The sequence below is a fragment of the Kitasatospora sp. NPDC092039 genome (genome assembly GCF_044756065.1).
Lineage (GTDB): Bacteria > Actinomycetota > Actinomycetes > Streptomycetales > Streptomycetaceae > Kitasatospora.
In genome coordinates, this window is sequence record NZ_JBIVSD010000014.1 from 209268 (window position 1) to 232409 (window position 23142).

16 protein-coding genes are annotated in these 23142 nt (G+C 71.3%); all 16 read left to right on the forward strand.

Annotation, left to right across the window (positions count from 1 at the left end):
• The first annotated feature begins 1 nt into the window (after nucleotide 1).
• The 16 genes from ACIQI7_RS26320 to ACIQI7_RS26395 all read left to right on the forward strand — a co-directional run bounded on the left by ACIQI7_RS26320 (nucleotide 2) and on the right by ACIQI7_RS26395 (nucleotide 23027).
• The gene (locus tag ACIQI7_RS26320; RefSeq protein ID WP_401114007.1) at nucleotides 2-193 is read left to right on the forward strand and encodes an SPOR domain-containing protein; all 192 of its coding nucleotides are present in this window, start codon (nucleotides 2-4) and stop codon (nucleotides 191-193) included.
• A 32-nt stretch (nucleotides 194-225) separates the two neighbouring features.
• Entirely contained in the window at nucleotides 226-720 is a 495-nt protein-coding gene (locus ACIQI7_RS26325) for an NUDIX domain-containing protein (RefSeq protein WP_401114010.1), read from the forward strand.
• A gap of 313 nt (nucleotides 721-1033) precedes the next feature.
• Nucleotides 1034-3781, forward strand: a complete 2748-nt coding sequence (locus ACIQI7_RS26330; protein WP_401114013.1) for a SpoIIE family protein phosphatase — start codon at nucleotides 1034-1036, stop codon at nucleotides 3779-3781.
• 228 nt (nucleotides 3782-4009) lie between these two features.
• The gene (locus tag ACIQI7_RS26335; protein ID WP_401114016.1) at nucleotides 4010-6610 is read left to right on the forward strand and encodes a SpoIIE family protein phosphatase; all 2601 of its coding nucleotides are present in this window, start codon (nucleotides 4010-4012) and stop codon (nucleotides 6608-6610) included.
• 146 nt (nucleotides 6611-6756) lie between these two features.
• The gene (locus ACIQI7_RS26340; RefSeq protein ID WP_401114018.1) at nucleotides 6757-8595 is read left to right on the forward strand and encodes an ABC transporter family substrate-binding protein; all 1839 of its coding nucleotides are present in this window, start codon (nucleotides 6757-6759) and stop codon (nucleotides 8593-8595) included.
• Between the two features lie 334 nt (nucleotides 8596-8929).
• Nucleotides 8930-10834: a translational GTPase TypA gene (gene typA / locus ACIQI7_RS26345; RefSeq protein WP_401114021.1), complete on the forward strand. Its 1905-nt coding sequence runs from the start codon at nucleotides 8930-8932 to the stop codon at nucleotides 10832-10834.
• A gap of 432 nt (nucleotides 10835-11266) precedes the next feature.
• Nucleotides 11267-12913 (forward strand): ABC transporter substrate-binding protein, encoded by a 1647-nt coding sequence (locus ACIQI7_RS26350; RefSeq protein WP_387749808.1) that lies wholly within the window; start codon nucleotides 11267-11269, stop codon nucleotides 12911-12913.
• Between the two features lie 140 nt (nucleotides 12914-13053).
• Nucleotides 13054-13980, forward strand: coding sequence for an ABC transporter permease (locus tag ACIQI7_RS26355; protein WP_387749811.1), 927 nt, complete (start codon nucleotides 13054-13056; stop codon nucleotides 13978-13980).
• Entirely contained in the window at nucleotides 13973-14917 is a 945-nt protein-coding gene (locus tag ACIQI7_RS26360; RefSeq protein ID WP_401114026.1) for an ABC transporter permease, read from the forward strand. The genes ACIQI7_RS26355 and ACIQI7_RS26360 overlap by 8 nt, the downstream gene beginning before the upstream one ends.
• Before the next feature lie 19 nt (nucleotides 14918-14936).
• Nucleotides 14937-15986, forward strand: coding sequence for an ABC transporter ATP-binding protein (locus ACIQI7_RS26365; protein ID WP_401114030.1), 1050 nt, complete (start codon nucleotides 14937-14939; stop codon nucleotides 15984-15986).
• Nucleotides 15979-16995, forward strand: coding sequence for an ABC transporter ATP-binding protein (locus ACIQI7_RS26370; protein ID WP_401114033.1), 1017 nt, complete (start codon nucleotides 15979-15981; stop codon nucleotides 16993-16995). Before ACIQI7_RS26365 ends, ACIQI7_RS26370 begins: the two co-directional genes overlap by 8 nt.
• A gap of 200 nt (nucleotides 16996-17195) precedes the next feature.
• On the forward strand, nucleotides 17196-18821 hold the full coding sequence (locus ACIQI7_RS26375) for an ABC transporter substrate-binding protein (RefSeq protein WP_401114036.1): 1626 nt from the start codon (nucleotides 17196-17198) through the stop codon (nucleotides 18819-18821).
• Nucleotides 18822-18936: 115 nt separating this feature from the next.
• Complete coding sequence (locus tag ACIQI7_RS26380; protein ID WP_387749825.1) at nucleotides 18937-19863, forward strand: ABC transporter permease; 927 nt, start codon at nucleotides 18937-18939, stop codon at nucleotides 19861-19863.
• Between the two features lie 76 nt (nucleotides 19864-19939).
• Nucleotides 19940-20854 carry an ABC transporter permease gene (locus ACIQI7_RS26385; protein WP_401114122.1) on the forward strand — a complete coding sequence of 305 codons (915 nt, stop codon included), beginning with the start codon at nucleotides 19940-19942 and terminating at the stop codon, nucleotides 20852-20854.
• Nucleotides 20855-20869: 15 nt separating this feature from the next.
• Nucleotides 20870-21922 (forward strand): ABC transporter ATP-binding protein, encoded by a 1053-nt coding sequence (locus ACIQI7_RS26390; RefSeq protein WP_401114039.1) that lies wholly within the window; start codon nucleotides 20870-20872, stop codon nucleotides 21920-21922.
• Complete coding sequence (locus ACIQI7_RS26395) at nucleotides 21912-23027, forward strand: ABC transporter ATP-binding protein (protein WP_401114042.1); 1116 nt, start codon at nucleotides 21912-21914, stop codon at nucleotides 23025-23027. Before ACIQI7_RS26390 ends, ACIQI7_RS26395 begins: the two co-directional genes overlap by 11 nt.
• Nucleotides 23028-23142: the final 115 nt, after the last annotated feature.

The following is a 23142-nucleotide window of genomic DNA, read 5'->3' on the forward strand; positions in this document are numbered from 1 at the left end:
CATGGGCACCTACCGGGTGATGCGGCAGGACGACAACGGCAACCGCTTCCTGGTCGCCAAGGACCTCGACCGGGCCGGGGCCCGGCGGCTGGCCGCCGAGTTCGAGGCCCGCGGCCACAAGCAGATGTACTGGGTCGAGGCGGACGGGGAGGCCCGGCCGGAGGCGGCGGACGGAACGCTCCGCAACGCCTGAGCCGCCCTGCGACAGGTCGTAGGGTCGGGGCCATGGACGCGACCCACGCCAGCCACCCCACGCCCGGGACACCCGGCAGCCCCGCCCTCCCCGCGACCCCCGCCGCACCCGAGACCCCCGCCACCCCCCGGATCGTGGTCGGCGGCGCGCTGGTCCGCGGTGGCCGGGTGCTCGCCGCCCGGCGCAGCGCGCCCGAGTCGGTGGCCGGCCGGTGGGAGTTCCCCGGCGGGAAGGCCGAGCCCGGTGAGACCGAGGAGCAGGCGCTGGAGCGGGAGCTGCTGGAGGAGCTGGGCGTCCGGGCGCGCGCGCTGACCCGGCTGCCGGGCGCGTGGGCCGTGCGCCCCGGCCTGGAGCTGCGCTTCTGGGCCGCGGAACTGCTGGCCGGCGAGCCGCGCGCGCTCGAGGACCACGACGCGCTGCGCTGGCTGGGCCCGGACGAGCTGGACACCGTGGACTGGATCGACCACGACCGTGACGTGCTGCCGCACGTCGCCCGCCTGCTCACGGGCACCCGAGCGGAGGCCTGAGCAGACGCCTGACCGCACGCCCGACCGCACACCCGACCGCACACCCCAGCGGACGCCCGCCCGGACACCCGGTCAGGCGCCCCGCTCGGCCACCCGTGCCGGGCCCGGACGGACGCCTCGACAGGAACCCCGGACGGCGTGCCGACGGCCGGCGACGCGCCGTCCGCCGGGTAGGTCAATCGGACAAGACGACCCAGGGGCCGGGATAGCCTGGGTGCTGCTGGGTATGTCACTTTTCGGCAGTATTCGTCACCATCGGTGAGCCGTCCCCAGCCGGCGACGCCGATCCCGACCAGAGCCGGAGGCCCCGTCGGTGTCGAGTACCGGGAACGGTGGCGGGGAAGAGCGGCGGGCAGGTTCCGCGGGGAGCGCCGCCGCCCGCGCCCGACTGCGCCGCGCCGCCCGTCCGGCCGCCCCCCAGCCGCCGGCCGGCCGTCGTCGCGGCGGCACCGTCGAGGCCCCCGACACCGTGCGGCCCGACCATCCGGCGCCCACCCTGGCGGTGGCCGACCCGGGCACCCGGTCCGGCCTGCGCGGCCGCCCCGCCCGGCCGTTCCCCGGCGGGCCCGCCGACGTCCAGGGCGGCCAGGGCACGCCCGCCGAGGGCAGCCTGCTGGACATGCTCAAGGTCGCCATCGCGATCCTGGACACCGCGGGCCGGGTGGTGCTGTGGAGCCCGGCCGCCGAGGAACTGCTCGGCTGGCCGAACGAGCTGCTGGTCGGCCGCCGGATCGACGAGCTGATCCCCGACCGGGAGCAGGTCACCCGGATCCGGGCCGCGATCCAGGACACCCTGCGGCAGGGCCGCTGGGCCGGCCACACCGAGCTGCGCGACCGGGACGGCCTGCCGGTCGCCGTGGACGCCCGGATCTCCCTCCTGGTGGACGGCGACGGCACCCCTTTCCTCCAGGTCAACATGGCCGAGGCGGCCGCCGTCCGGGCCGTCGAGCGGGACCTCGCGGTGCGCGACGCGCTGTTCGAGCAGTCCCCGCTGGGCATCGCCATCCTGGACACCGACCTGCGCTACACCGCCGTCAACCGGACGCTGGCCGAGATGAACGGCGTCGCCCCGGACGACCACGTCGGCCGCACCACCGGGGAGACCCTGCCGGAGCGGGCCGCCGACGAGATCACCGCCATCCAGCGCCAGGTGCTGGCCACCGGCGAGCCGGTCATCGACGTCACCCTGGCCTCCCCGGTCACCACCCGGGCCGGCTACCGCTCGATCTCCTACAGCCGGATGACCGACCGCTCCGGCCGGGTCCTCGGCATCTCCGGCACCGTGATGGACGTGACCGAGCGCTACCGGGCGGTCGCCAAGGTCGAGCACGCCCGGCGCCGGCTCTCGCTGCTCAACGAGTTCGGCTCCCGGGTCGGCGACCTGCTGGACGCCTCCCGGATCGCCCAGGAGCTGGCCGGCTCGGTCGTCCCCCGGCTGACCGACCACTCGGCGGTGGTCCTGCTCCAGGCCGTCGCGCACGGTGACGACCTGCCCCGGCACGGCCACGACCGGCGCACCTCGCTGCTCCAGCTCGGCACCGCCTCCGTCCAGGACGGCCCCGAGGTGGACGTGATGCTCCGCCGCGGCGCCCGGATCACCTTCGCCGAGGACTCGGTCTGCGGCCGGGTGCTGCGCACCGGCGTGCCCGAGCTGCTCTCCGGCGCCGAGCAGCTGGAGGACGTCACCTACCCCGGTGACCCGAAGATGCAGGCCGCCCGGGACCTCGGCGTGCACTCGATGCTGGTCGTGCCGCTGCGCGCCCGCGGCATCGTGATCGGCCTGCTGCTGGTCAGCCGGGCCGGCTACCGCGAGGGCTTCGACCGGGACGACCTCGCCTTCACCGTCGAGCTGGCCGACCGGGCCGGAAGCTCGCTGGACAACGCCCGCCTCTACGCCCGCGAGCGCACCGCCGCGCTCACCCTCCAGCGCACCCTGCTCCCGCAGCAGGTCCCGCAGCCCACCGGCGTCGAGGTCGCCTACCGGTACGTGCCCGGCAGCAGCGGCACCGAGGTCGGCGGCGACTGGTTCGACGTCATCCCGCTGCCCGGCGACCGCACCGCGCTGGTGGTCGGCGACGTGATGGGCCACGGCCTGCGGGCCGCCGCCACCATGGGGCGGCTGCGCACCGCCGTCCGGGTGCTGGCCGCCCTCGACCTGCCGCCGGACGTCCTGCTGCGGCACGTCCACGAGCTGGCCGACGACCTCGCCCAGGGCCCGGACGAGGCGCTGCTGGCGACCTGCGTCTACGCGGTCTTCGACCCGGCGACGGCCCGGCTCACCGTCGCCAAGGCCGGGCACATCCCGCCGGTGCTGGTGGTGCCGGGCGGGGACGCCGGCGAGCCGACCCGCACCGGCGGCCCGCTGCCCGGCGGCGCCGGCCGCATCCTCGACCTGCCCTCCGGCGCCCCGCTCGGCGTGGGCGGAGTCCCGTTCGAATCGGTCGAACTGAAGATCCCCGAGGGCAGCCTGCTGGCGCTGTGCACCGACGGCCTGGTCGAGTCCCGGGACAAGGACCTGGACGTCGGCCTCGGCCGGCTGGTCACCGTGCTCCAGGAGCCGCACGCCTCGATCCAGGCCGCCTGCGAGGCGGTGCTGGACACCATGGAACAGGGCCGGGAGCCGGACGACGTCGCGCTGCTGCTGGCCCGGCTCGGCCACGGCCAGGCCGGCACCCCGACGGCGGGCTGGACGCTGCCGGCCGAGCCCACCGCCGTCTCCCGGGCCCGCCGACTGGTCCGCGCCACGCTCGTCGAGTGGGGTGTCGAGGAGCTCACCGACACCGCCGAGCTGCTGGTCAGTGAGCTGGTCACGAACGCCGTCCGGTACGCCAGCGCCCCCATCGGGGTGCGGCTGACGCTCGGTGAGACGCTGCTGGTCGAGATCTCCGACCCGCTGCCCGACCCGCCCCGGGAGCGGCACGCGGCCGAGGCCGACGAGGGCGGGCGCGGACTGGAACTGGTCCACCGGCTGGCGCTGCGCTGGGGCGCCCGGGCCGAGGGCATCGGCAAGGTGGTCTGGTTCGAGCAGGCGCTGCCGGGTAATGAGTCCGACGGATCGTGAGCGGAGCGAACAGCAGGGGAGCGGTGCCGCATATGCCATCGGGCGCTCAGGGGGAGCGCGCGCTCCGGAAGGGGGCGCGAGCGTGGCATTGTGGTTGCGCGGGCGGTAGGACAAAAACCTTCGCCCGATCTGATGTTGTGATGTTGAGGGCGTGTGAACGCACCCCTCGATGATGAATACTCGGTCTTCTCGACATCCGGACGGTCGCGGGTTGGAGGGGTCGGTCCGTTGAACAGCACTCCGGCGCGGAGCGCGTCGCCGAGCAGCCGCGGTCATGCCGCCGTACCCGGGCAGGCCGGTTCCGCGCACCTGCCCGCGGCGGACGGCGCGGTCACCGGCCGCGGCCACCGCCCCGTCCCCGAGGACCGGGCGTGGGGCGGCGGCGACCCGGGCTCGATCTACGACTACATCCGGGTCGCCACCTTCGCGATCGGCCCCGACGGGCGGATCAGCCAGTGGAGCGAGCGCGCCGCCGAGTTCTTCGGCGTCCCGGCCGCCGAAGCCGTGGGCTCCGACCCGATCACCACCTTCGTCCCCCGCGAGCTCTGGCAGCGCGGCCGGGTCCGGCTGGAGCGCACCCTGGCGGGCGAGGAGTGGGTCGGCACCACCCCGTACCGGGACGCCGCCGGCGGCGAGGGGCTCGCCGAGCTCTACCTGATGCCCGACAGCGCCCTGCCCACCGCGGGCGCCACCTGTCTGGCCGTCGACCTCGGGCGGCTGCGCCGGATCGAGACCGACCTGGCCGCCTCCGAGGCCGTCTTCGGGCAGACGCCCACCGGCTTCGTGCTGTTCGACCACCGGCTGCGGCTGCAGCGGGTCAACGACGCCTTCGCCTCCGGCATGGGCCTGGTCCCCACCGACCTGGAGGGCCTCACCCCGCACGACCTCTTCCCGCCGTCCGAGGCCGACCGGCTCAGCGCCGCCCTGCGCAAGGTCCTGGCCACCGGCGAGCCCGTCTTCGACCTCCGCTTCCACGGCGCCGTCCCGACCCGCGAGGGCAACCGGCTCTGGGCCGTCTCGCTGTACCGCCTGAACGGCTCCGCCGGGCAGACCATGGGCGTGGCCGGGCAGGTCTCCGACGTCACCAGCCGGCACGTCGCCGAGCGCGAGGCCGACGGCGTGCGCCGCAACCTGGCCCTGCTCAACGAGGCCAGCGCCCACATCGGCTCCACGCTGGACCTGGAGACCACCGCCAAGGAACTGCTGGACGTCGTCGTCCCGCCGTTCTGCGACCTCGCCACCGTCGACCTCTACACCGCCCTGCTCTCCGGCGAGACGGTGCCCAGCGCCGGCCGGCTCGGCGACACCGTGCTCACCGACGGCAGCGGCGAACTGCGCCGGGTCGCCGTCTCCAGCGTGGTCGGCGGCGCCTCCTCGGTGCTCGGCTCGGTCACCGGCCTGCCGATCGCCGAGGCCGGCGGCACCCTCTGCTACCCGCGCCGCTCCCCGCACGCCCGGGCGCTGCGCACCGGCCGGAGCGTCGTCCCCGAGCCGGGGCCCGACCCGCTGCTGCGCTCCACCCTGATCGTCCCGCTGGTCGCCCGCGACCAGGTGCTCGGCCTCGTCCAGCTCTCCCGGGCGATCGGCAGCGAGCCCTTCGACGCCCGCGACGTGGCGATCGCCGAGGAACTCGTCGCCCGCGCCGCCGTCTGCATCGACAACGCCCGGCTGTACCGGCGCGAGCACGAGCGGGCGCTGATCCTCCAGCGCAGCCTGCTGCCCCCGGGCAACCCGGCCGCCAGCGGCCTGGAGATCGCCTGCCGCTACCTGCCCAGCAACAACAACACCGAGGTCGGCGGCGACTGGTTCGACGTCATCCCGCTGCCCGGCAACCGCACCGCGCTGGTCATCGGCGACGTGATGGGCCGCGGTCTGCGCGCCGCCGTCGCGATGGGCCAGCTGCGCACCGCCGTCCGCACCCTGGCGATGCTCGACCTCGACCCCGCCGAGGTGCTCGGCGCCCTGGACGAGATCGCCCGCGGCCTCGGCGACGACTCGGTGCCGGCCGGCCCGCCCACCCCGTACGGCCGCCTCACCTCGACGGCCGACGAGGAGGCCCGCGAGGTCTACCTGGCCACCTGCGTCTACGCGGTCTACGACGCCGTCACCCGGCGCTGCATCTTCGCCAACGCCGGCCACCTGCCGCCCGTGCTGCTCAGCCCCGGCGAGGGCTCCCGGATGCTCGACGTGCCGCCCGGGCTGCCGCTCGGCGTCGGCGGCGAGCCCTTCGAGGAGGTCGAGATCGACCTCCCGGACGGCGCCGTGCTCGCCCTCTACACCGACGGCCTGGTGGAGAGCCGCAAGCACCAGCTGGACGAGGGCCTGCGGGCCTTCCGCTCCGCGCTCTCCGACCAGGGCAAGGGGCTGGAGGACCTCTGCGACCACGTGCTCGGCGAGCTCAACCCGCACCACGGCGAGGACGACATCGCCCTGCTGATGGCCAAGGTGCACGCCTTCCCCGACGACGCCGTCGGCAACTGGTTCCTGCCGCCCGAGCCCACCTCGGTGGCCAAGGCCCGCGAGCTGGCGTGCAGCTGGCTGCTCTCCCGGGGGCTGGAGGAGCTGGTCGACACCACCGAGCTGCTGGTCAGCGAGCTGGTCACCAACGCGCTCAAGCACGGGCGGGGCGAGATCCGGCTGCGGCTGCTGCGCGAGCGCAGCCTGGTCTGCGAGGTCTGGGACGACGGCTACGCGCAGCCCCGGCAGCGGCGCGCCCAGGAGACCGACGAGGGCGGGCGCGGCCTGCAGCTGGTCAGCCTGCTGGCGGAGCGCTGGGGCAGCCGGCGCACCCCCAAGGGCAAGATCGTCTGGTTCGAGCTGGCGCTGTAGGGCGGGTCGTACGGTCCCGCGGGCCCGGCTGGAACCCGAAGGACCCCCCTGGACCGCCCGGAGCGGTGGGCCGGACGGGTGCAGTCGCCCGGCGGCCCGCCGTGTCGGCCCGGGCCCGGCGCCCGGGGCGGCGTTCGATGGCCGCCATGCGCGTCCGCCAGCTCACCACCGCAGCCGCCGCGCTGCTGCTCGCCGCCGGCCTCGGCGGCTGCTCCGGCGACCCGGGGCCCGCCCGTACGCCGGCCCCCGCGCCCGTCCCGGCCGAGCCCACCGCCACCACCGGGGACGTCCGGCCCGCCGACCGCACCGCCGTCCGGGACGGCGGCACGCTGCGCTGGGCGGTGGACGGCGTCCCGGCCACGCTGAACGCCTACCAGGGCGCGGCGACCGCCGACTCGGCGCTGCTCGCCCACGCGCTGTACCCCTCGCTGTTCCGGCCCGACGAGCACGGCCGGCTCGTCCCCGACCCGGACTACCTGGCGGGCGCCGAGTCCACCCCGCCCGGGCAGTCGCCGCAGGTGGTGACCTACCGGCTCAACCCGCGCGCCGTCTGGAGCGACGGCACCCCGGTCTCGGCCGCCGACCTCGACGCCCAGCGGACCGCGCTGTCCGGCCTGGACCCGGCCTACCGGGGCCGGAGGGCGGCCGGGTACGACGCCGTCGACTCGGTCGTCCAGGGCGCCGACCCGCACGAGGTGCGGGTGACCTTCCGGCGGCCGTACGCGGAGTGGCGCTCGCTGTTCGGGCCGCTCTACCCGGCCGCCGAGACGGCCACCCCGGCCGCCTTCGGCCGGCCGCTGACCGGCGGTCGGCCGAGCGCGGGGCCGTACACCCTCTCCCGGTACGACGCCGAGGGCGGGACGGTCAGCCTGACGCGCAGCCCGCTCTGGTGGGGCGACCGGCCGAAGGCCGACCGGATCGACTTCATCGCCGTGCCGCCCGACCAGCGGCTGGACGCGCTGGGCCAGGGCCGGCTGGACGTCGCCCCGCTCACCGCGGCGGTGGACCGGGCGGTGCCGGCCACCCCCGCCGCCACCGCTTCGGCCCCGGCCTCCGCCTCCACCACCGCCTCGGCCTCCGCCACCGCCTCCGGGTCCGCCGCACCGCCTCCCGCGGCCGCGCCCGAGGCGGCGGCACTGGCGCTGCGGCGGGCCGAGTCGCTGCCCGGCGTCACCGTGCACCGGGCCGCCGCGGCCTCGCTCACCCAGCTCACCCTCAACACGGCGCGCGGCCCGCTGACCGACCCGGTGGTGCGCCGCGCCCTCACCCTGGCCGTCGACCGGCGGCGGGTCGCCGACGCCGCGCTCACCCCGCTCGGCCTGCCCGCCGCGCCGCTGGGCAACCACCTGCTCGCGGGCGACCAGGAGGGCTACCGGGACAACAGCGGCGCGGCCGGTCCGGGGGACCCGGGCCGGCTGCTGGACGACGCGGGCTGGATGCGGCCCGCCGGCGGTGGCGCCCGGACCAAGGACGGCAGGCCGCTCGACCTCTCGCTGCTCGTCCCGGCCGGTTCGGCGACGGCCAGGCGCACCGCCGACGCGCTCACCGCCGGCCTCGCGGAGTCCGGGATCGCGGTGCGGCAGGTGCCCGCGCCCGCCGAGTCCTTCGTCGGGCAGCACCTGGCGGCCGGGGACTACGACCTCGCGCTCTTCTCCTGGCCGGTCGGCCCCAGCCCGGCGGGCGAACAGCGCCCCGCCTACGCCAAGCCCCGGCCGGACCCCGACGGGGTGCCCGACCCGGGCGGCAACTTCGGCCGCGGCGGCACCGAGGAGATCGACCGGCTGTTCGACCGGGCCGCCGCCGAACCCGACCCGGCGGCCCGGCTGGACCTGCTCCAGGAGGCGGACGTACGGATCTGGCAGCTCGGGCACTCGGTGCCGCTCTATCAGCGGCCGGAGCTGGTCGGGGTCCGCACCGGGGTGGTCGGCGCGGGCGCGTACGGCTTCGGGTGGCCGCGCTTCCAGGACGTGGGCTGGAGCGGGTAGCCGTCCCGTCCCACGAGGCCGCCCCCGACGCCGGCGCGGAGCATCCGGGGCAGCGGGGTACCGAGTCGTCGGATCACGAACGGAAGGGGGCCGGGACCCGGCCGCGAGGTGGCGGGCGTGTGACCCACCTGTGATCTTGATCCCGCCCGACCTGCTCGTTTCTGCCCACCTCGGTGCTTCCCCGTACGATAGGAGGAAGCCGAGGCATGGCCATGTGCCCGGCGGGTGGACCGGTAGTAGCAGGCGGAACGGGCGGCGGCGATCGACAGGGATCGCAAGTGCGCGTCACGCAGCCGGGCGCCGCAACCCACGATTCCGGGAGAATCCGCTAGGCATGCCCACGCGCAACGACATCCGTAACGTCGCCATCGTCGCCCACGTCGACCACGGCAAGACCACGCTGGTCGACGCCATGCTGAAGCAGGCCGGCGCCTTCGCCGCCCACCAGCAGCTCGACGACCGGATGATGGACTCCAACGACCTGGAGCGCGAGAAGGGCATCACCATTCTCGCGAAGAACACCGCGGTCAAGTACCACCCCAAGGATGGTGGCGCGCCGATCACCATCAACATCATCGACACCCCGGGCCACGCCGACTTCGGTGGCGAGGTCGAGCGCGGTCTGTCGATGGTGGACGCCGTCGTCCTGCTGGTCGACGCCTCCGAGGGCCCGCTGCCGCAGACCCGCTTCGTGCTCCGCAAGGCGCTCTCGGCCCGTCTGCCCGTCATCCTCTGCATCAACAAGACCGACCGTCCGGACTCCCGGATCGACGAGGTCATCAACGAGACCTACGACCTGTTCCTGGACCTGGACGCGGACGAGGACCAGATCGAGTTCCCGATCGTCTACGCCTGCGCCCGTGACGGCGTCGCCTCGCTGACCAAGCCGGAGAACGGCACCGTCCCGGCCGACAGCACCAACCTGGAGCCGTTCTTCTCCACCCTGCTGGAGCACGTCCCGGCCCCCAGCTACGACGAGGACGCCCCGCTCCAGGCCCACGTCACCAACCTGGACGCCGACAACTTCCTCGGCCGCATCGCGCTGCTCCGCGTCGAGCAGGGCGAGCTGCGCAAGGGCCAGACCGTGGCCTGGATCAAGCGCGACGGCAGCATCTCGAACGTCCGCATCTCCGAGCTGCTGATGACCGAGGCGCTCACCCGCAAGCCGGCCGAGGTGGCCGGCCCCGGTGACATCTGCGCCGTCGCCGGCATCTCCGACATCATGATCGGCGAGACCCTGGCCGACCCGGAGAACCCGATCGCGCTGCCGCTGATCACGGTGGACGAGCCGGCCATCTCGATGACCATCGGCACCAACACCTCGCCGCTGGTCGGCCGTGGCGGCAGCGGCAAGGGCGCGGACGCCAAGTCCGGCGCCAAGGTGGACCGCAAGGTCACCGCCCGCCAGGTGAAGGACCGCCTGGACCGCGAGCTGATCGGCAACGTCTCGCTGCGCGTGCTGGACACCGAGCGCCCGGACGCCTGGGAGGTGCAGGGCCGCGGTGAGCTCGCGCTGGCCATCCTGATCGAGACCATGCGCCGCGAGGGCTTCGAGCTGACCGTCGGCAAGCCGCAGGTGGTCACCAAGGAGGTCAACGGCAAGACCCACGAGCCGGTCGAGCGCCTCACCGTGGACGTGCCCGAGGAGCACATGGGTGCCGTCACCCAGCTCATGGGCATCCGCAAGGGCCGGATGGACAACATGTCCAACCACGGCTCGGGCTGGGTCCGGATGGAGTTCGTCGTCCCGTCCCGCGGCCTGATCGGCTTCCGGACCGAGTTCCTCACCAACACCCGCGGCACCGGCATCGCGCACTCGATCCACGAGGGCCACGAGCCGTGGTTCGGCACCCTGACCACCCGCAACAACGGCTCGCTGGTCGCCGACCGCGCCGGCGTGGTCACCGCCTTCGCGATGACCAACCTCCAGGAGCGCGGCGTGCTCTTCTGCGAGCCGGGCACCGAGGTGTACGAGGGCATGATCGTCGGCGAGAACTCGCGCTCCGACGACATGGACGTGAACATCACCAAGGAGAAGAAGCTCACCAACATGCGGTCCTCGACCGCCGACGTGGCCGAGTCGATCGTCCCGCCGCGCAAGCTCTCGCTGGAGCAGTCGCTGGAGTTCTGCCGCGAGGACGAGTGCATCGAGGTGACCCCGGAGACGGTTCGCATCCGTAAGGTCGTCCTTGACCAGAAGGACCGCGGACGCACTGCCTCGCGCGCCAAGAAGGCGTGATCCGGACGCACTGAACGGCCATTGGCCGGAATGATTCGCCCCCCTTTCCCATGGAGAGGGGGGCGAACTTTTTCAACTACTCCAAGTTGTCGGGGCCGCTATTAACGGAATAGCGCTCATCACACCCGAGTGTCCGCTGAGCGGACATGACAGTTCGTCATCCGTGACGACTGTCCGTTTGGTGCCTGTCTGGCTATGTCTCAAATGTCCGGTTTTCGAAACTTACCGACTGTTCATGTGACCTAATTGAGATCGTCACTGGTCACTTTCGTGTCCGTGCGTGACGGATAGTGGGTGCAGTCAGGCTCGGGTCAAGGGTGAACGCGCAGGGGTGCGCGCCGAAACCACGAGCGCGGACGGCACAGCGGGCCCGGTGAACAACCGTTCCGCGATGCCCTCCTCGTTGCAACGTCGAATTCAGGAGGCACACCGATGCGCGGTGCGAGCCAGGCCAAGTGGGTTGTCGCAGCTGTTGCTGTCGCCCTCGCTGCGACTGCGTGCAGCAGCGGCGGCGACTCCTCCGGGGGTAGCACCGATGGTGCTGCGGTCGACCCCGGGGCCAGCTTCAGCTACCAGAGCGCGGAGCCGCAGCGTCCGCTCCAGCCGGCGAACGCCATGGAGAACCAGGGCGGCCGTATCGTCAAGCAGCTCTTCAAGGGCCTCGTCGACTACGACCCCGCGACCGGTGCGCTGCGCAACCAGGTGGCCGACAAGATCGAGACCACCGACGCCAAGAACTACACCGTCACGCTGAAGTCCGGCTGGACCTTCCACGACGGCACCCCGGTCACCGCCAAGTCCTTCGTGAGCTCCTGGAACTGGTCGGCCAACCCGAAGAACAACCAGATCAACTCGGACTGGTTCTCGGACATCGTCGGCTACGACGCCGTGCACCCGGACAAGGACAAGGGCGAGCCCACCGCCACCGAGATGTCCGGCCTGAAGGTCGTCGACGACACCCACTTCACCATCGAACTGACCACCCCGGTCTCGTACTTCACGTACAAGCTCGGCTACTCGGCCTTCTTCCCGCTCCCCGAGGGCTTCTTCGCCGACCCGGCCGGCTACGGCCAGAAGCCGGTCGGCAACGGCCCCTACAAGTTCGTCTCGTGGGAGCACAACAAGGCCATCACGCTGGCCGCGTTCGACAAGTACACGGGCATCGACAAGCCGAAGAACGGCGGCGTCGTCTTCCGCAACTACACCGCCGGCGAGGCCGCGTACAAGGACCTGATGTCCGACACGCTGGACGTGCTGGACCAGGTCGACCCGACCGACCTGCCGAAGTACAAGGACGACCTGGGCAAGCGCGCGGTCGACCAGCCGCAGGGCGCCATCCAGAACATCGGCTTCGCGCTGTACCAGGGCGGCTGGGACACCCCGGGCAAGGAGAAGGTCCGTCAGGGCCTCTCGATGGCGATCGACCGCGAGACGATCACCAAGACCGTGCTGAACGGCAACCGCCTGCCCGCCGACTCGTTCGTGGCGCCCGGCGTCATGGGCTACAAGGCCGGCACCTGCGGCGACGCCTGCAAGTTCAACCCGGAGAAGGCCAAGCAGCTGATCACCGAGGGCGGCGGCGTCCCCGGCGGCAAGATCGGCATCGTCTACAACTCCGACGGCGGCCACAAGGAGTGGGTGGACGCGGTCTGCAACTCGATCCGCCAGAGCACCGGCGTCGAGTGCCTCGGTGACCCGAAGCCGGACTTCAAGACCTCGCGTGACCTGATCACCAACAAGCAGGTCCCGAGCATGATGCGCACCGGCTGGGTCCAGGACTACCCGCTGAACGCCAACTTCCTGCGCGACGTCTACGGCACCGGTGCCGCGGCCAACGACGGCGGCTACTCCAGCCCCGAGTTCGACAAGCTGTCGAAGGAGGCGGACGCGGCCACCACGGTCGAGAAGACCGCCGAGCTCTACCAGCAGGCCGAGGCCGTTCTGGCCAAGGACATGCCGGCCATCCCGCTCTGGTACTACAAGACCAGCTCCGGCTACTCCAAGAACGTCCAGAACGTGAAGTTCAACTCCTTCGGCGACCCGGTCTACACCGACGTCGAGGTCAAGAAGAAGAAGTAATCGGTCGGCACCGCCTGACCCGGTGACAACGGCCGGTGCCCGTCCATCCCCACAAGGGCGAGGACTGGCACCGGCCGTTGGCACGCCGACTTATCTCTTGCCGAGTTGACGGGCTCGGCAGAGTCATACATGGAGGCACGATGGGGCGCTTTGTCGCGAGGCGACTGCTCCAGATGATCCCGGTGTTCCTCGGAACGACCGCACTCATCTTTTTCATGGTGCACTTGCTGCCTGGTGACCCGGTGGCAGCGCTGTGGGGCGACAAGGCACCGGACCCGGTGCAGCTCGCCGCGCTGAAGCACCAGCAGGGCTTCGACAAGCCGCTGATCCAGCAGTACTTCGACTACATGGGCAAGCTGTTCACCGGTGACTTCGGCACCGGCCTGGACCAGCGACCGGTCATCGACAAGATCACCGAGGCGCTGCCGGTCACGGTCCGGCTGGCGCTGTTCGCCTTCGCCATCGAGATCGTGCTGGGCATCGGCATCGGCCTGTACGCCGGCCTGCGCCGCGGCAAGGTGTTCGACAAGGGCGCCCTGGTCCTCACCCTGCTGCTGATCTCGATCCCGGTCCCGGTGCTGGGCTTCATCTTCCAGACGGTCTTCGGGCAGAACCTGAAGTGGGTCACCCCGACCGTCCAGGACAGCAACGACATCACCCAGCTGGTGCTGCCGGCCGTGGTGCTCGGCTCGCTCTCGCTGGCCTACGTCGCGCGCCTCACCCGTACTTCCATAGCCGAGAACATCAAGGCCGACTACGTCCGCACCGCGGTGGCCAAGGGTCTGCCCCGGCGCAAGGTGATCGGCACCCACCTGCTCCGCAACTCGATGATCCCGGTGGTCACCTTCCTCGGTACCGACCTCGGCGCCCTGATGGGCGGCGCGATCGTGACCGAAGGCATCTTCAACGTCCAGGGCGTGGGCCACGCGCTCTACCAAGCGATCAACATGAAGGAGGGCGCGACGGTCTCCGGCTTCGTCGCCTTCCTGGTGATCGTCTACCTGGCCGCCGGCCTGATCGTCGACCTGCTTTACGCGGTCCTGGACCCGAGGATCCGTTATGCCTGACCTGACCGAGAAGAAGACCGCCGGGGACATCCCGGCCCAGCGCGCGGCCGACACCCCGGCCCCCAAGCAGGAGAAGGCCCGCAGCCTCGGCTCGGACGCCTGGCACGACCTGCGCCGCAAGCCGATCTTCGTGATCTCCGCGCTGCTGATCCTGCTGCTGATCGTCATCGCCATCGCCCCCGGCCTGTTCACCTCGGTGGACCCGCGGGCCGGCGACCTGCGCAACCACTACCTGACCAAGCCGAACTACAGCCACTTCTTCCAGGCCGACTGGTTCGGTTACGACCTCCAGGGCCGCAGCATCTACGCCCGCATCGTCTACGGCGCCCGCGCCTCGGTCGTGGTCGGCATCTGCGTCACCCTGGGCGTGACCATCCTCGGCGGCCTCGCCGGCATGGTGGCCGGCTACTTCGGCGGCTGGGTCGACACGATCATCTCCCGCGTCACCGACATCTTCTTCGGCATCCCGCTGCTGCTCGGTTCGCTGGTGGTCCTGAACGCCTTCACCTCGCGCACCGTCTGGAGCGTGGTCTTCGCGCTGGTCGCCCTGGGCTGGACCCAGATGACCCGTGTCATGCGCGGCTCGGTGATCACGGTCAAGCAGGCCGACTTCGTGACGGCGGCCAAGGCGCTCGGCGCCGGCACCGGCCGGATCATGTTCAAGCACATCCTGCCGAACGCGATCGCCCCGGTGATCGTCGTCGCCACCATCGCGCTCGGCGGCTACATCGCCACCGAGGCGACGCTGAGCTTCCTCGGCATCGGTCTGCAGGACCCGACCATCTCCTGGGGCATCGACATCTCCTCCGCCCAGAAGGTGATCCGTACGGCTCCGTTCGCCCTGTTCTTCCCCGCCGGAATGCTGAGCCTCACCGTTCTTGCGTTCATCATGCTCGGCGACGCGGTGCGCGACGCCCTCGACCCGAAGCTCCGCTGAGAGAAGAGGTGACGACCCGATGACCACCGTGATCGAGAACAACCAGAAGAACGAGCGGCTCGAAGTGGGCACGCCTCTGCTCGAGGTGAAGGACCTCCACGTGGAGTTCCACACCCGGGACGGCGTCGCCAAGGCCGTGAACGGCGTCAACTACTCCGTCGCGGCCGGCGAGACCCTCGCCGTGCTCGGCGAGTCCGGCTCCGGCAAGTCCGTGACGGCGCAGACCATCATGGGCATCCTGGACATGCCCCCGGGCAAGGTGACCCAGGGCGAGATCCTGTACCGCGGCCAGGACATGCTCAAGATGAGCAACGAGGAGCGGCGGCGGATCCGCGGCCGGAAGATCGCGATGATCTTCCAGGACGCGCTCTCCGCGCTGAACCCGGTGCTCAGCGTCGGCTACCAGCTCGGCGAGATGTTCCGCGTGCACCAGGGCGCCTCCCGGAAGGAGGCGAAGGAGAAGGCCATCGAGCTGATGGAGCGGGTGCGCATCCCGGCCGCCCGCCAGCGGGTGAACGACTACCCGCACCAGTTCTCCGGCGGCATGCGCCAGCGCATCATGATCGCGATGGCGCTCTCCCTGGAGCCCGACCTGATCATCGCGGACGAGCCCACCACCGCCCTGGACGTCACCGTCCAGGCCCAGGTGATGGACCTGCTGGCCGAGCTCCAGGCCGAGTACAACATGGGGCTGATCCTGATCACCCACGACCTCGGCGTGGTCGCCGACGTCGCCGACAAGATCGCCGTGATGTACGCGGGCCGGATCGTGGAGACCGCCCCGGTGCACGAGCTGTACGCGAACCCCGCGCACCCGTACACCAAGGGCCTGCTCCGCTCCATCCCGCGCCTGGACCAGAAGGGCCAGGAGCTCTACGCGATCAAGGGCCTGCCCCCGAACCTGCTCAAGGTCCCCACGGGCTGCGCGTTCAACCCCCGCTGCGACGTCGCCACCGACCTGTGCCGCACCGAGATCCCGGCGCTGCACCACGTGACGGACAAGGACGGCAAGGAGCTCACCGGCCGCCGCAGCGCGTGCCACCTCTGGAAGGAGACCCTCCATGGCTGAGAACATCCTGGAGGTCAAGGACCTGGTCAAGCACTACCCGCTGACCCAGGGCATCCTCTTGAAGAAGCAGGTCGGCGCGGTCAAGGCGGTCGACGGCATCTCCTTCGAGCTGAAGAAGGGCGAGACGCTCGGGATCGTCGGCGAGTCCGGCTGTGGCAAGTCCACGCTGGCCAAGGTGCTGATGAACCTGGAGCGGGCCACCTCCGGCCAGGTGCTCTTCAAGGGCGAGGACATCTCCACGCTGCAGGGTGCGGCCCTCAAGGCCGTCCGCCGCAACATCCAGATGGTGTTCCAGGACCCGTACACCTCGCTCAACCCGCGCATGACGGTCGGCGACATCATCGGCGAGCCGTTCGAGATCCACCCCGAGGTGGCGCCCAAGGGCGACCGCCGCAAGGCCGTCCAGGACCTCCTGGACGTCGTGGGTCTGAACCCGGAGTACATCAACCGGTACCCGCACCAGTTCTCCGGCGGTCAGCGCCAGCGCATCGGCATCGCCCGCGGTCTCGCGCTCAAGCCCGAGATCATCATCTGCGACGAGCCGGTCTCCGCGCTGGACGTGTCCGTCCAGGCGCAGGTGATCAACCTGCTGGAGCAGCTGCAGGGCGAGTTCGGCCTCTCCTACATGTTCATCGCGCACGACCTCTCCATCGTCCGGCACATCTCCGACCGCGTCGGCGTGATGTACCTGGGCAAGATGGTCGAGATCGGCTCGGACGAGGAGATCTACGAGAACGCCACCCACCCGTACACCCAGGCGCTGCTCTCCGCGGTGCCGGTGCCGGACCCGGCGGCGCGCGAGACCCGCGAGCGGATCATCCTGACCGGCGACATCCCCTCGCCGGCCAACCCGCCGTCCGGCTGCCGCTTCCGCACCCGCTGCTGGAAGGCGGAGGACCGCTGCTCCGAGGAGATCCCGCTGCTCGCGGTCCCCTCGGTGCTGAAGGGCGCGGCCGCCCACGAGACGGCCTGCCACTTCCCGGAGGTCCGGGAGCAGGCCGCGGCCTGATCCCCGCTGTTCCCAGGAAGGGCCCGTGGCGTTCGCGCCGCGGGCCCTTCCGGCGTTCGGCGGGGCCGGCGCGCCGATCCGGCGCCGCGTCAACTCCGGAGCGGGTCACGGCACCCGTCCGGGTGCTCCTGACTCGCGCCGTCGCCGGGGCGCGCTTCTCATGGGGTGTGATGCGACACACACCCTGAGGAGGGACCTCCATGCCCGTAGCCGCCCGTGCTCGTTGGGTCCTCGCCGTTGCGACGTCCGTGGTCCTGGTGGCCACCGGGTGCAGCAGCAACGACAGCGGAGGAGGCAGCGGTTCGTCGGACGCCAGCAAGACCTTCAGCTACCAGAGCAGCGAGCCGCAGAACCCCCTGCAGCCCGCCAACGCCAACGAGACCGGCGGCGGTCGCATCATCCAGAACCTCTTCAAGGGGCTGGTCGACTACGATCCCGGCAACGCCAAGATCCGGATGCAGGTCGCCGACAAGATCGACACCAGCGACTCGCTGACCTTCGACATCACGCTGAAGGACGGCTGGAAGTTCCACGACGGCACCCCGGTGCACGCCCGGAACTTCGTCGACGCCTGGAACTGGAGCGCCAACCCCGCCAACAACCAGATCAACAGCTCCTGGTTCTCCGACATCGAGGGCTACCAGGACGTCCACCCGGCCTCCGGCCAGCCGACCACGGACAAGATGTCCGGCCTGACCGTCACCGACGACCTGCACTTCACCGTCAAGCTGAACCACAAGGTCTCGTACTTCGAGTACAAGCTCGGCTACATCGCCTTCTCGCCGCTGCCGGACGGCTTCTTCAAGGACCCGGCCGGGTACGGCCAGAAGCCGGTGGGCAACGGCCCGTACCAGTTCGTCAGCTGGTCGCACAACAGCAACCTGGTGACCAAGGCCTTCCCGGACTACCAGGGTGTGGACAAGCCGAAGAACGGCGGCATCGTCTTCAAGATGTACACCACGTCCGAGGCCGCCTACGCGGACCTCCAGTCCAACAACCTGGACGTGATGGACCAGGTGCCGCCGTCCGCGCTGGCCACCTACAAGAGCGACCTCGGCGACCGCGCGGTGGACGCCCCGCAGGGCGCCATCCAGAACATCGGCTTCACGCTCTACCAGGCCGACTGGGCCTCGCCGGACAAGGCCAAGGTGCGCCAGGGCCTGTCGATGGCGATCGACCGCGACACCATCACCAAGACGGTGCTCCAGGGCTCCCGCAAGCCCGCCACCGCCTGGGTGGCCGAGGGCGTCGAGGGCTACAAGGACGGCGCCTGCGGCGACTTCTGCAAGTTCGACCCGGCCAGGGCCAAGCAGCTGATCCAGGAGGGCGGCGGCGCCCCCGGCAACAAGCTGCTGATCACCTACAACGCGGACGGCGGCCACAAGGAGTGGGTCGACGCGGTCTGCAACTCGATCCGGCAGAACACCGGGGTCGACTGCCTGGGCGACCCGAAGCCCGACTTCAAGACCGCGCGGGCCGCGATCACCGGGCACACGATCAACGGCGCCTTCCGCACCGGCTGGGTGCAGGACTACCCGCTGAACGCCAACTTCCTCGCCGACGTGTACCGCACCGGTGCCGCGTCCAACGACTTCGGCTACAGCAACCCGCAGTTCGACGAGGCGGCCACCAAGGCCGACGAGGCCGCCGGCGTCGCCGAGACGGTGACCGGCTACCAGCAGGCCGAGGCGGTGCTGCCGAGCGGGATGCCCGCCATCCCGCTCTGGTACTACCGCACCACCTCGGGCTACTCGACCAAGGTGCAGAACGTGAAGTTCGACTCCTTCGGAAACCCGGCCTGGACCCAGGTCGAGGTCAAGGGCTGAGCCGCCGGGCCCCCGCTCCGGCCCCGCCCTCCCCGCACGGAGGGCGGGGCGCGGTCTCCCGGTCGGCCGGACCGGTCGGCCGGGCACCCAGTCGGAACCTAGGAAGGAGGCTCGGATGGGCAGTTACGTGCTGCGGCGGGTGCTGCAGATGATCCCGGTGTTCTTCGGCACCACGCTGCTGATCTTCCTGATGGTCTACACGCTGCCCGGCGACCCGGTCTCGGCGCTGTTCGGCGAGAAGGCCGCCGACCCGGCCGTGGTCGCCAGCATCAAGCACACGTACTACCTGGACCAGCCGCTCTGGAAGCAGTACCTGCACTACATGGGCAACCTCTTCCAGGGGGACTTCGGCACCAGCTTCACCGGCCGGCCGGTCACCGACATCATGGCGGACGCCTTCCCGGTCACCATCCGGCTCGCCCTGCTGGCCTTCGTCTTCGAGATGATCGCGGGCCTGGTCCTCGGCCTCCTCTCGGGCCTGCGGCGCGGCAGCCTGGTGGACACCCTGGTGCTCGTCCTGACCCTGGTGGTGATCTCGATCCCGGTCTTCGTGCTGGCGTACATCGCCCAGACGGTGATCGCCACCGACCTGGGCTGGGTCACCCCGACGGTGCAGGACAGCTACGACCTGTCCCAGCTGGTGCTGCCGGCGATCGTGCTGGGCTCGCTCTCGCTCGCGTACGTCGCCCGGCTCACCCGGACGTCGATCGGCGAGAACCTGCGGGCGGACTACATGCGCACCGCGGTCGCCAAGGGCCTGCCCCGGCGCACCATCATCTCCCGCCACCTGCTGCGCAACTCGCTGATCCCGGTGGTCACGTTCCTCGGCACCGACCTCGGCGCGCTGATGGGCGGGGCGATCGTCACCGAGGGGATCTTCAACGTGCAGGGCATCGGCAACGTCCTGTACCGGGCGATCAACCAGAAGGAGGGCCCCACCGTGGTCGGCATCGTGACCGTCCTGGTGATCGTCTACCTGGTCGCCAGCCTGCTCGTCGACCTGCTCTACGCGGTCCTGGACCCGAGGATCCGCTATGCCTGACATCCACGACGAGGAGTCGTACGAGCCGCACCCCAAGCCCGGGGTCTCGCGCCTCGACTACGCGGGCGAACAGGGCATGGCGGTCGAGCAGGAGACGTTAGTCGAACCCGACGTGGTGAAGCGGGAGGAGGCCCGCAGCCTGTGGGCCGACGCCTGGCGGGACCTGCGCGGGCGGCCGATCTTCCTGGTCTCGGCGGTCCTGATCCTGCTGCTGGTGGTGATGGCGGTCTTCCCCTGGGCGTTCACCGACGCCGACCCGCGCAAGGCCGACCTGGTGAACAACTACCTCAGGCGGCCGGACTGGGGCGACGTCTTCGGGGCCGGCTGGTTCGGCTACGACGCGCAGGGCCGGTCCATCTTCGCCCGGGTGGTGTACGGGGCCCGGGCCTCGATCACCGTCGGCATCTTCGTGACCGCCGCCGTCACCGTGCTCGGCGGGCTGACCGGCATGGTGGCCGGCTACTTCGGCGGCTGGATCGACGCGGTGCTCTCCCGGATCACCGACATCTTCTTCGGCATCCCGCTGCTGCTGGGCGCTCTGGTGCTGCTGAACGCCTTCGCCACCCGCACGGTGTGGAGCGTGGTCATCGCGCTGGGCGTGCTCGGCTGGACCCAGATCGCCCGCGTGATGCGCGGGGCGGTGCTGACCGTCAAGCAGTCCGACTACGTGGTGGCCGGCCGGGCGCTCGGTGCCGGGACGGGCCGGCTGATGTTCCGGCACATCCTGCCGAACGCGATCGCCCCGGTGATCGTGGTGGCGACGATCGCGCTCGGCGGCTACATCGCCACCGAGGCGACGCTGAGCTTCCTCGGCATCGGTCTGCAGGACCCGACCATCTCCTGGGGCATCGACATCTCCTCCGCCCAGAAGGTGATCCGGACCGCGCCGTACGTGCTGTTCTTCCCGGCCGTGGCGCTGTCGATCACCGTGCTGGCCTTCATCATGCTGGGCGACGCGGTGCGCGACGCCCTCGATCCGAAGCTTCGCTGAGCGAGGGAGCGCATCGTGAGCACAGCGGTGGGCATCACCGGACGCGGGCAGGAGGCGCCGTACCAGGGGCCGCTGCTCGACGTCCGGGACCTGCACGTCGAGTTCGTCACCCGGGACGGCGTCGCCAGGGCCGTGAACGGCGTCAACTACTCCGTCGCGGCCGGGGAGACGCTGGCGGTGCTGGGGGAGTCAGGCTCGGGCAAGTCGGTGACGGCGCAGGCGGTCATGGGCATCCTGGACATGCCGCCGGCCAGGATCCCGCGCGGCGAGATCCTGTACCGGGGCCAGGACATGCTCACCATGGGGAAGGAGGAGCGGCGGCGGATCCGCGGCCGGAAGATCGCGATGATCTTCCAGGACGCGCTGTCCGCGCTGAACCCGGTGCTCAGCGTGGGCTACCAGCTGGGCGAGATGTTCCGGGCGCACCGCGGGACCTCCCGCAAGGAGGCCGGGCAGAAGGCCGTCGAGCTGATGGAGCGGGTGCGCATCCCGGCGGCCAAGCAGCGGGTGAACGACTATCCGCACCAGTTCTCCGGCGGCATGCGCCAGCGCATCATGATCGCGATGGCGCTGGCCCTGGAACCGGACCTGATCATCGCGGACGAGCCGACCACGGCCCTGGACGTGACGGTGCAGGCCCAGGTGATGGACCTGCTGGCCGAGCTCCAGGCCGAGTACAACATGGGGCTGATCCTGATCACCCACGACCTGGGCGTGGTGGCGGACGTCGCCGACAAGATCGCGGTGATGTACGCGGGCCGGATCGTGGAGACGGCGCCGGTGCACGAGCTGTACGCCCGGCCCGCCCACCCGTACACCCGGGGGCTGCTGGACTCGATCCCCCGGCTGGACCAGAAGGGCCAGGAGCTCTACGCGATCAAGGGCCTGCCCCCGAACCTGCTGCGCATCCCCAGCGGCTGCGCCTTCAACCCCCGCTGCCCGCGCGCCCGGGACGTCTGCCGGGCCGAGGTGCCGGAGCTGTTCCCGGTCACCGAGGAGGACGGGACGCCGCTGGAGGGGCGCGGCAGCGCCTGCTTCTTCTGGAAGGAGACCCTCCATGACCGTTGACGGGGCCAGCGCACTGGGCGCGGCGTTGCCGGAGGAGGTCGTCTTCGAGCAGGAGGTGCCGCGGGGCGAGCCGATCCTCGAAGTCCGGGACCTGGTCAAGCACTTCCCGCTGACCAAGGGGGTCCTGCTCAGGCGGCAGGTCGGCGCGGTGAAGGCGGTCGACGGGATCACCTTCGACCTGATGCAGGGCGAGACGCTCGGGATCGTCGGCGAGTCCGGCTGCGGGAAGTCCACGCTGGCCAAGGTGCTGATGAACCTGGAGCCGGCCACCGCGGGATCGGTCCGGTACAAGGGGGAGGAGATCTCCCGGCTCTCCGGCGCGGGGCTGAAGGCCGTCCGGCGGAACATCCAGATGGTGTTCCAGGACCCGTACACCTCGCTCAACCCGCGGATGACGGTCGGCGACATCATCGGCGAGCCGTTCCAGATCCACCCCGAGGTGGCGCCCAAGGGGGACCGCCGCAAGGCCGTCCAGGACCTGCTGGACGTGGTCGGGCTCAACCCCGAGTACATCAACCGCTATCCGCACCAGTTCTCCGGCGGGCAGCGCCAACGCATCGGCATCGCACGGGGGTTGGCGCTCAAGCCGGAGATCATCATCTGCGACGAGCCGGTCTCGGCGCTGGACGTCTCGGTGCAGGCGCAGGTGATCAACCTGCTGGAGCAGCTGCAGGGCGACTTCGACCTGTCGTACATGTTCATCGCACACGACCTCTCCATCGTCCGGCACATCTCGGACCGGGTCGGGGTGATGTACCTGGGGAAGATGGTCGAGATCGGCAGCGACACGGAGATCTACGACCACGCGACGCACCCGTACACCCAGGCGCTGCTCTCCGCGGTGCCGGTGCCGGACCCGACGGCGCGGGAGACGCGGGACCGGATCGTGCTCACCGGCGACGTGCCCTCGCCGGCCAATCCGCCGTCCGGCTGCCGCTTCCGCACCCGCTGCTGGAAGGCGCAGCGGCGGTGCGAGGTCGAGGAGCCGCTGCTGGCCGCGCCGTCCTGGCTGGACGGGGCGGCGCGGCACGACTCGGCGTGCCACTTCGCGGCCGAGCGCGGGGACGGGCCGGGCGCGGCCGGGCCGGGCGCCGGGCCGGGCTGACGGCCGAGGGGCCACGACCAGGGCGCGTCCTCGCAGGTGGGGGCGCGCCCTGTCCCGTGACGGAAAAGAGATCTGCCGCAGGCTCGCCAAGTGCGGCCCGCTCCTTGATAGTTGC

Coding starts and splice junctions, on each gene's coding strand:
- ACIQI7_RS26320 (WP_401114007.1), top strand. CDS start 2: ATGGGCACCTACCGGGTGATGCGGCAGGACGACAACGGCAACCGCTTC.
- ACIQI7_RS26325 (WP_401114010.1), top strand. CDS start 226: ATGGACGCGACCCACGCCAGCCACCCCACGCCCGGGACACCCGGCAGC.
- ACIQI7_RS26340 (WP_401114018.1), top strand. CDS start 6,757: ATGCGCGTCCGCCAGCTCACCACCGCAGCCGCCGCGCTGCTGCTCGCC.
- typA (WP_401114021.1), top strand. CDS start 8,930: ATGCCCACGCGCAACGACATCCGTAACGTCGCCATCGTCGCCCACGTC.
- ACIQI7_RS26350 (WP_387749808.1), top strand. CDS start 11,267: ATGCGCGGTGCGAGCCAGGCCAAGTGGGTTGTCGCAGCTGTTGCTGTC.
- ACIQI7_RS26355 (WP_387749811.1), top strand. CDS start 13,054: ATGGGGCGCTTTGTCGCGAGGCGACTGCTCCAGATGATCCCGGTGTTC.
- ACIQI7_RS26360 (WP_401114026.1), top strand. CDS start 13,973: ATGCCTGACCTGACCGAGAAGAAGACCGCCGGGGACATCCCGGCCCAG.
- ACIQI7_RS26365 (WP_401114030.1), top strand. CDS start 14,937: ATGACCACCGTGATCGAGAACAACCAGAAGAACGAGCGGCTCGAAGTG.
- ACIQI7_RS26370 (WP_401114033.1), top strand. CDS start 15,979: ATGGCTGAGAACATCCTGGAGGTCAAGGACCTGGTCAAGCACTACCCG.
- ACIQI7_RS26375 (WP_401114036.1), top strand. CDS start 17,196: ATGCCCGTAGCCGCCCGTGCTCGTTGGGTCCTCGCCGTTGCGACGTCC.
- ACIQI7_RS26380 (WP_387749825.1), top strand. CDS start 18,937: ATGGGCAGTTACGTGCTGCGGCGGGTGCTGCAGATGATCCCGGTGTTC.
- ACIQI7_RS26385 (WP_401114122.1), top strand. CDS start 19,940: ATGGCGGTCGAGCAGGAGACGTTAGTCGAACCCGACGTGGTGAAGCGG.
- ACIQI7_RS26395 (WP_401114042.1), top strand. CDS start 21,912: ATGACCGTTGACGGGGCCAGCGCACTGGGCGCGGCGTTGCCGGAGGAG.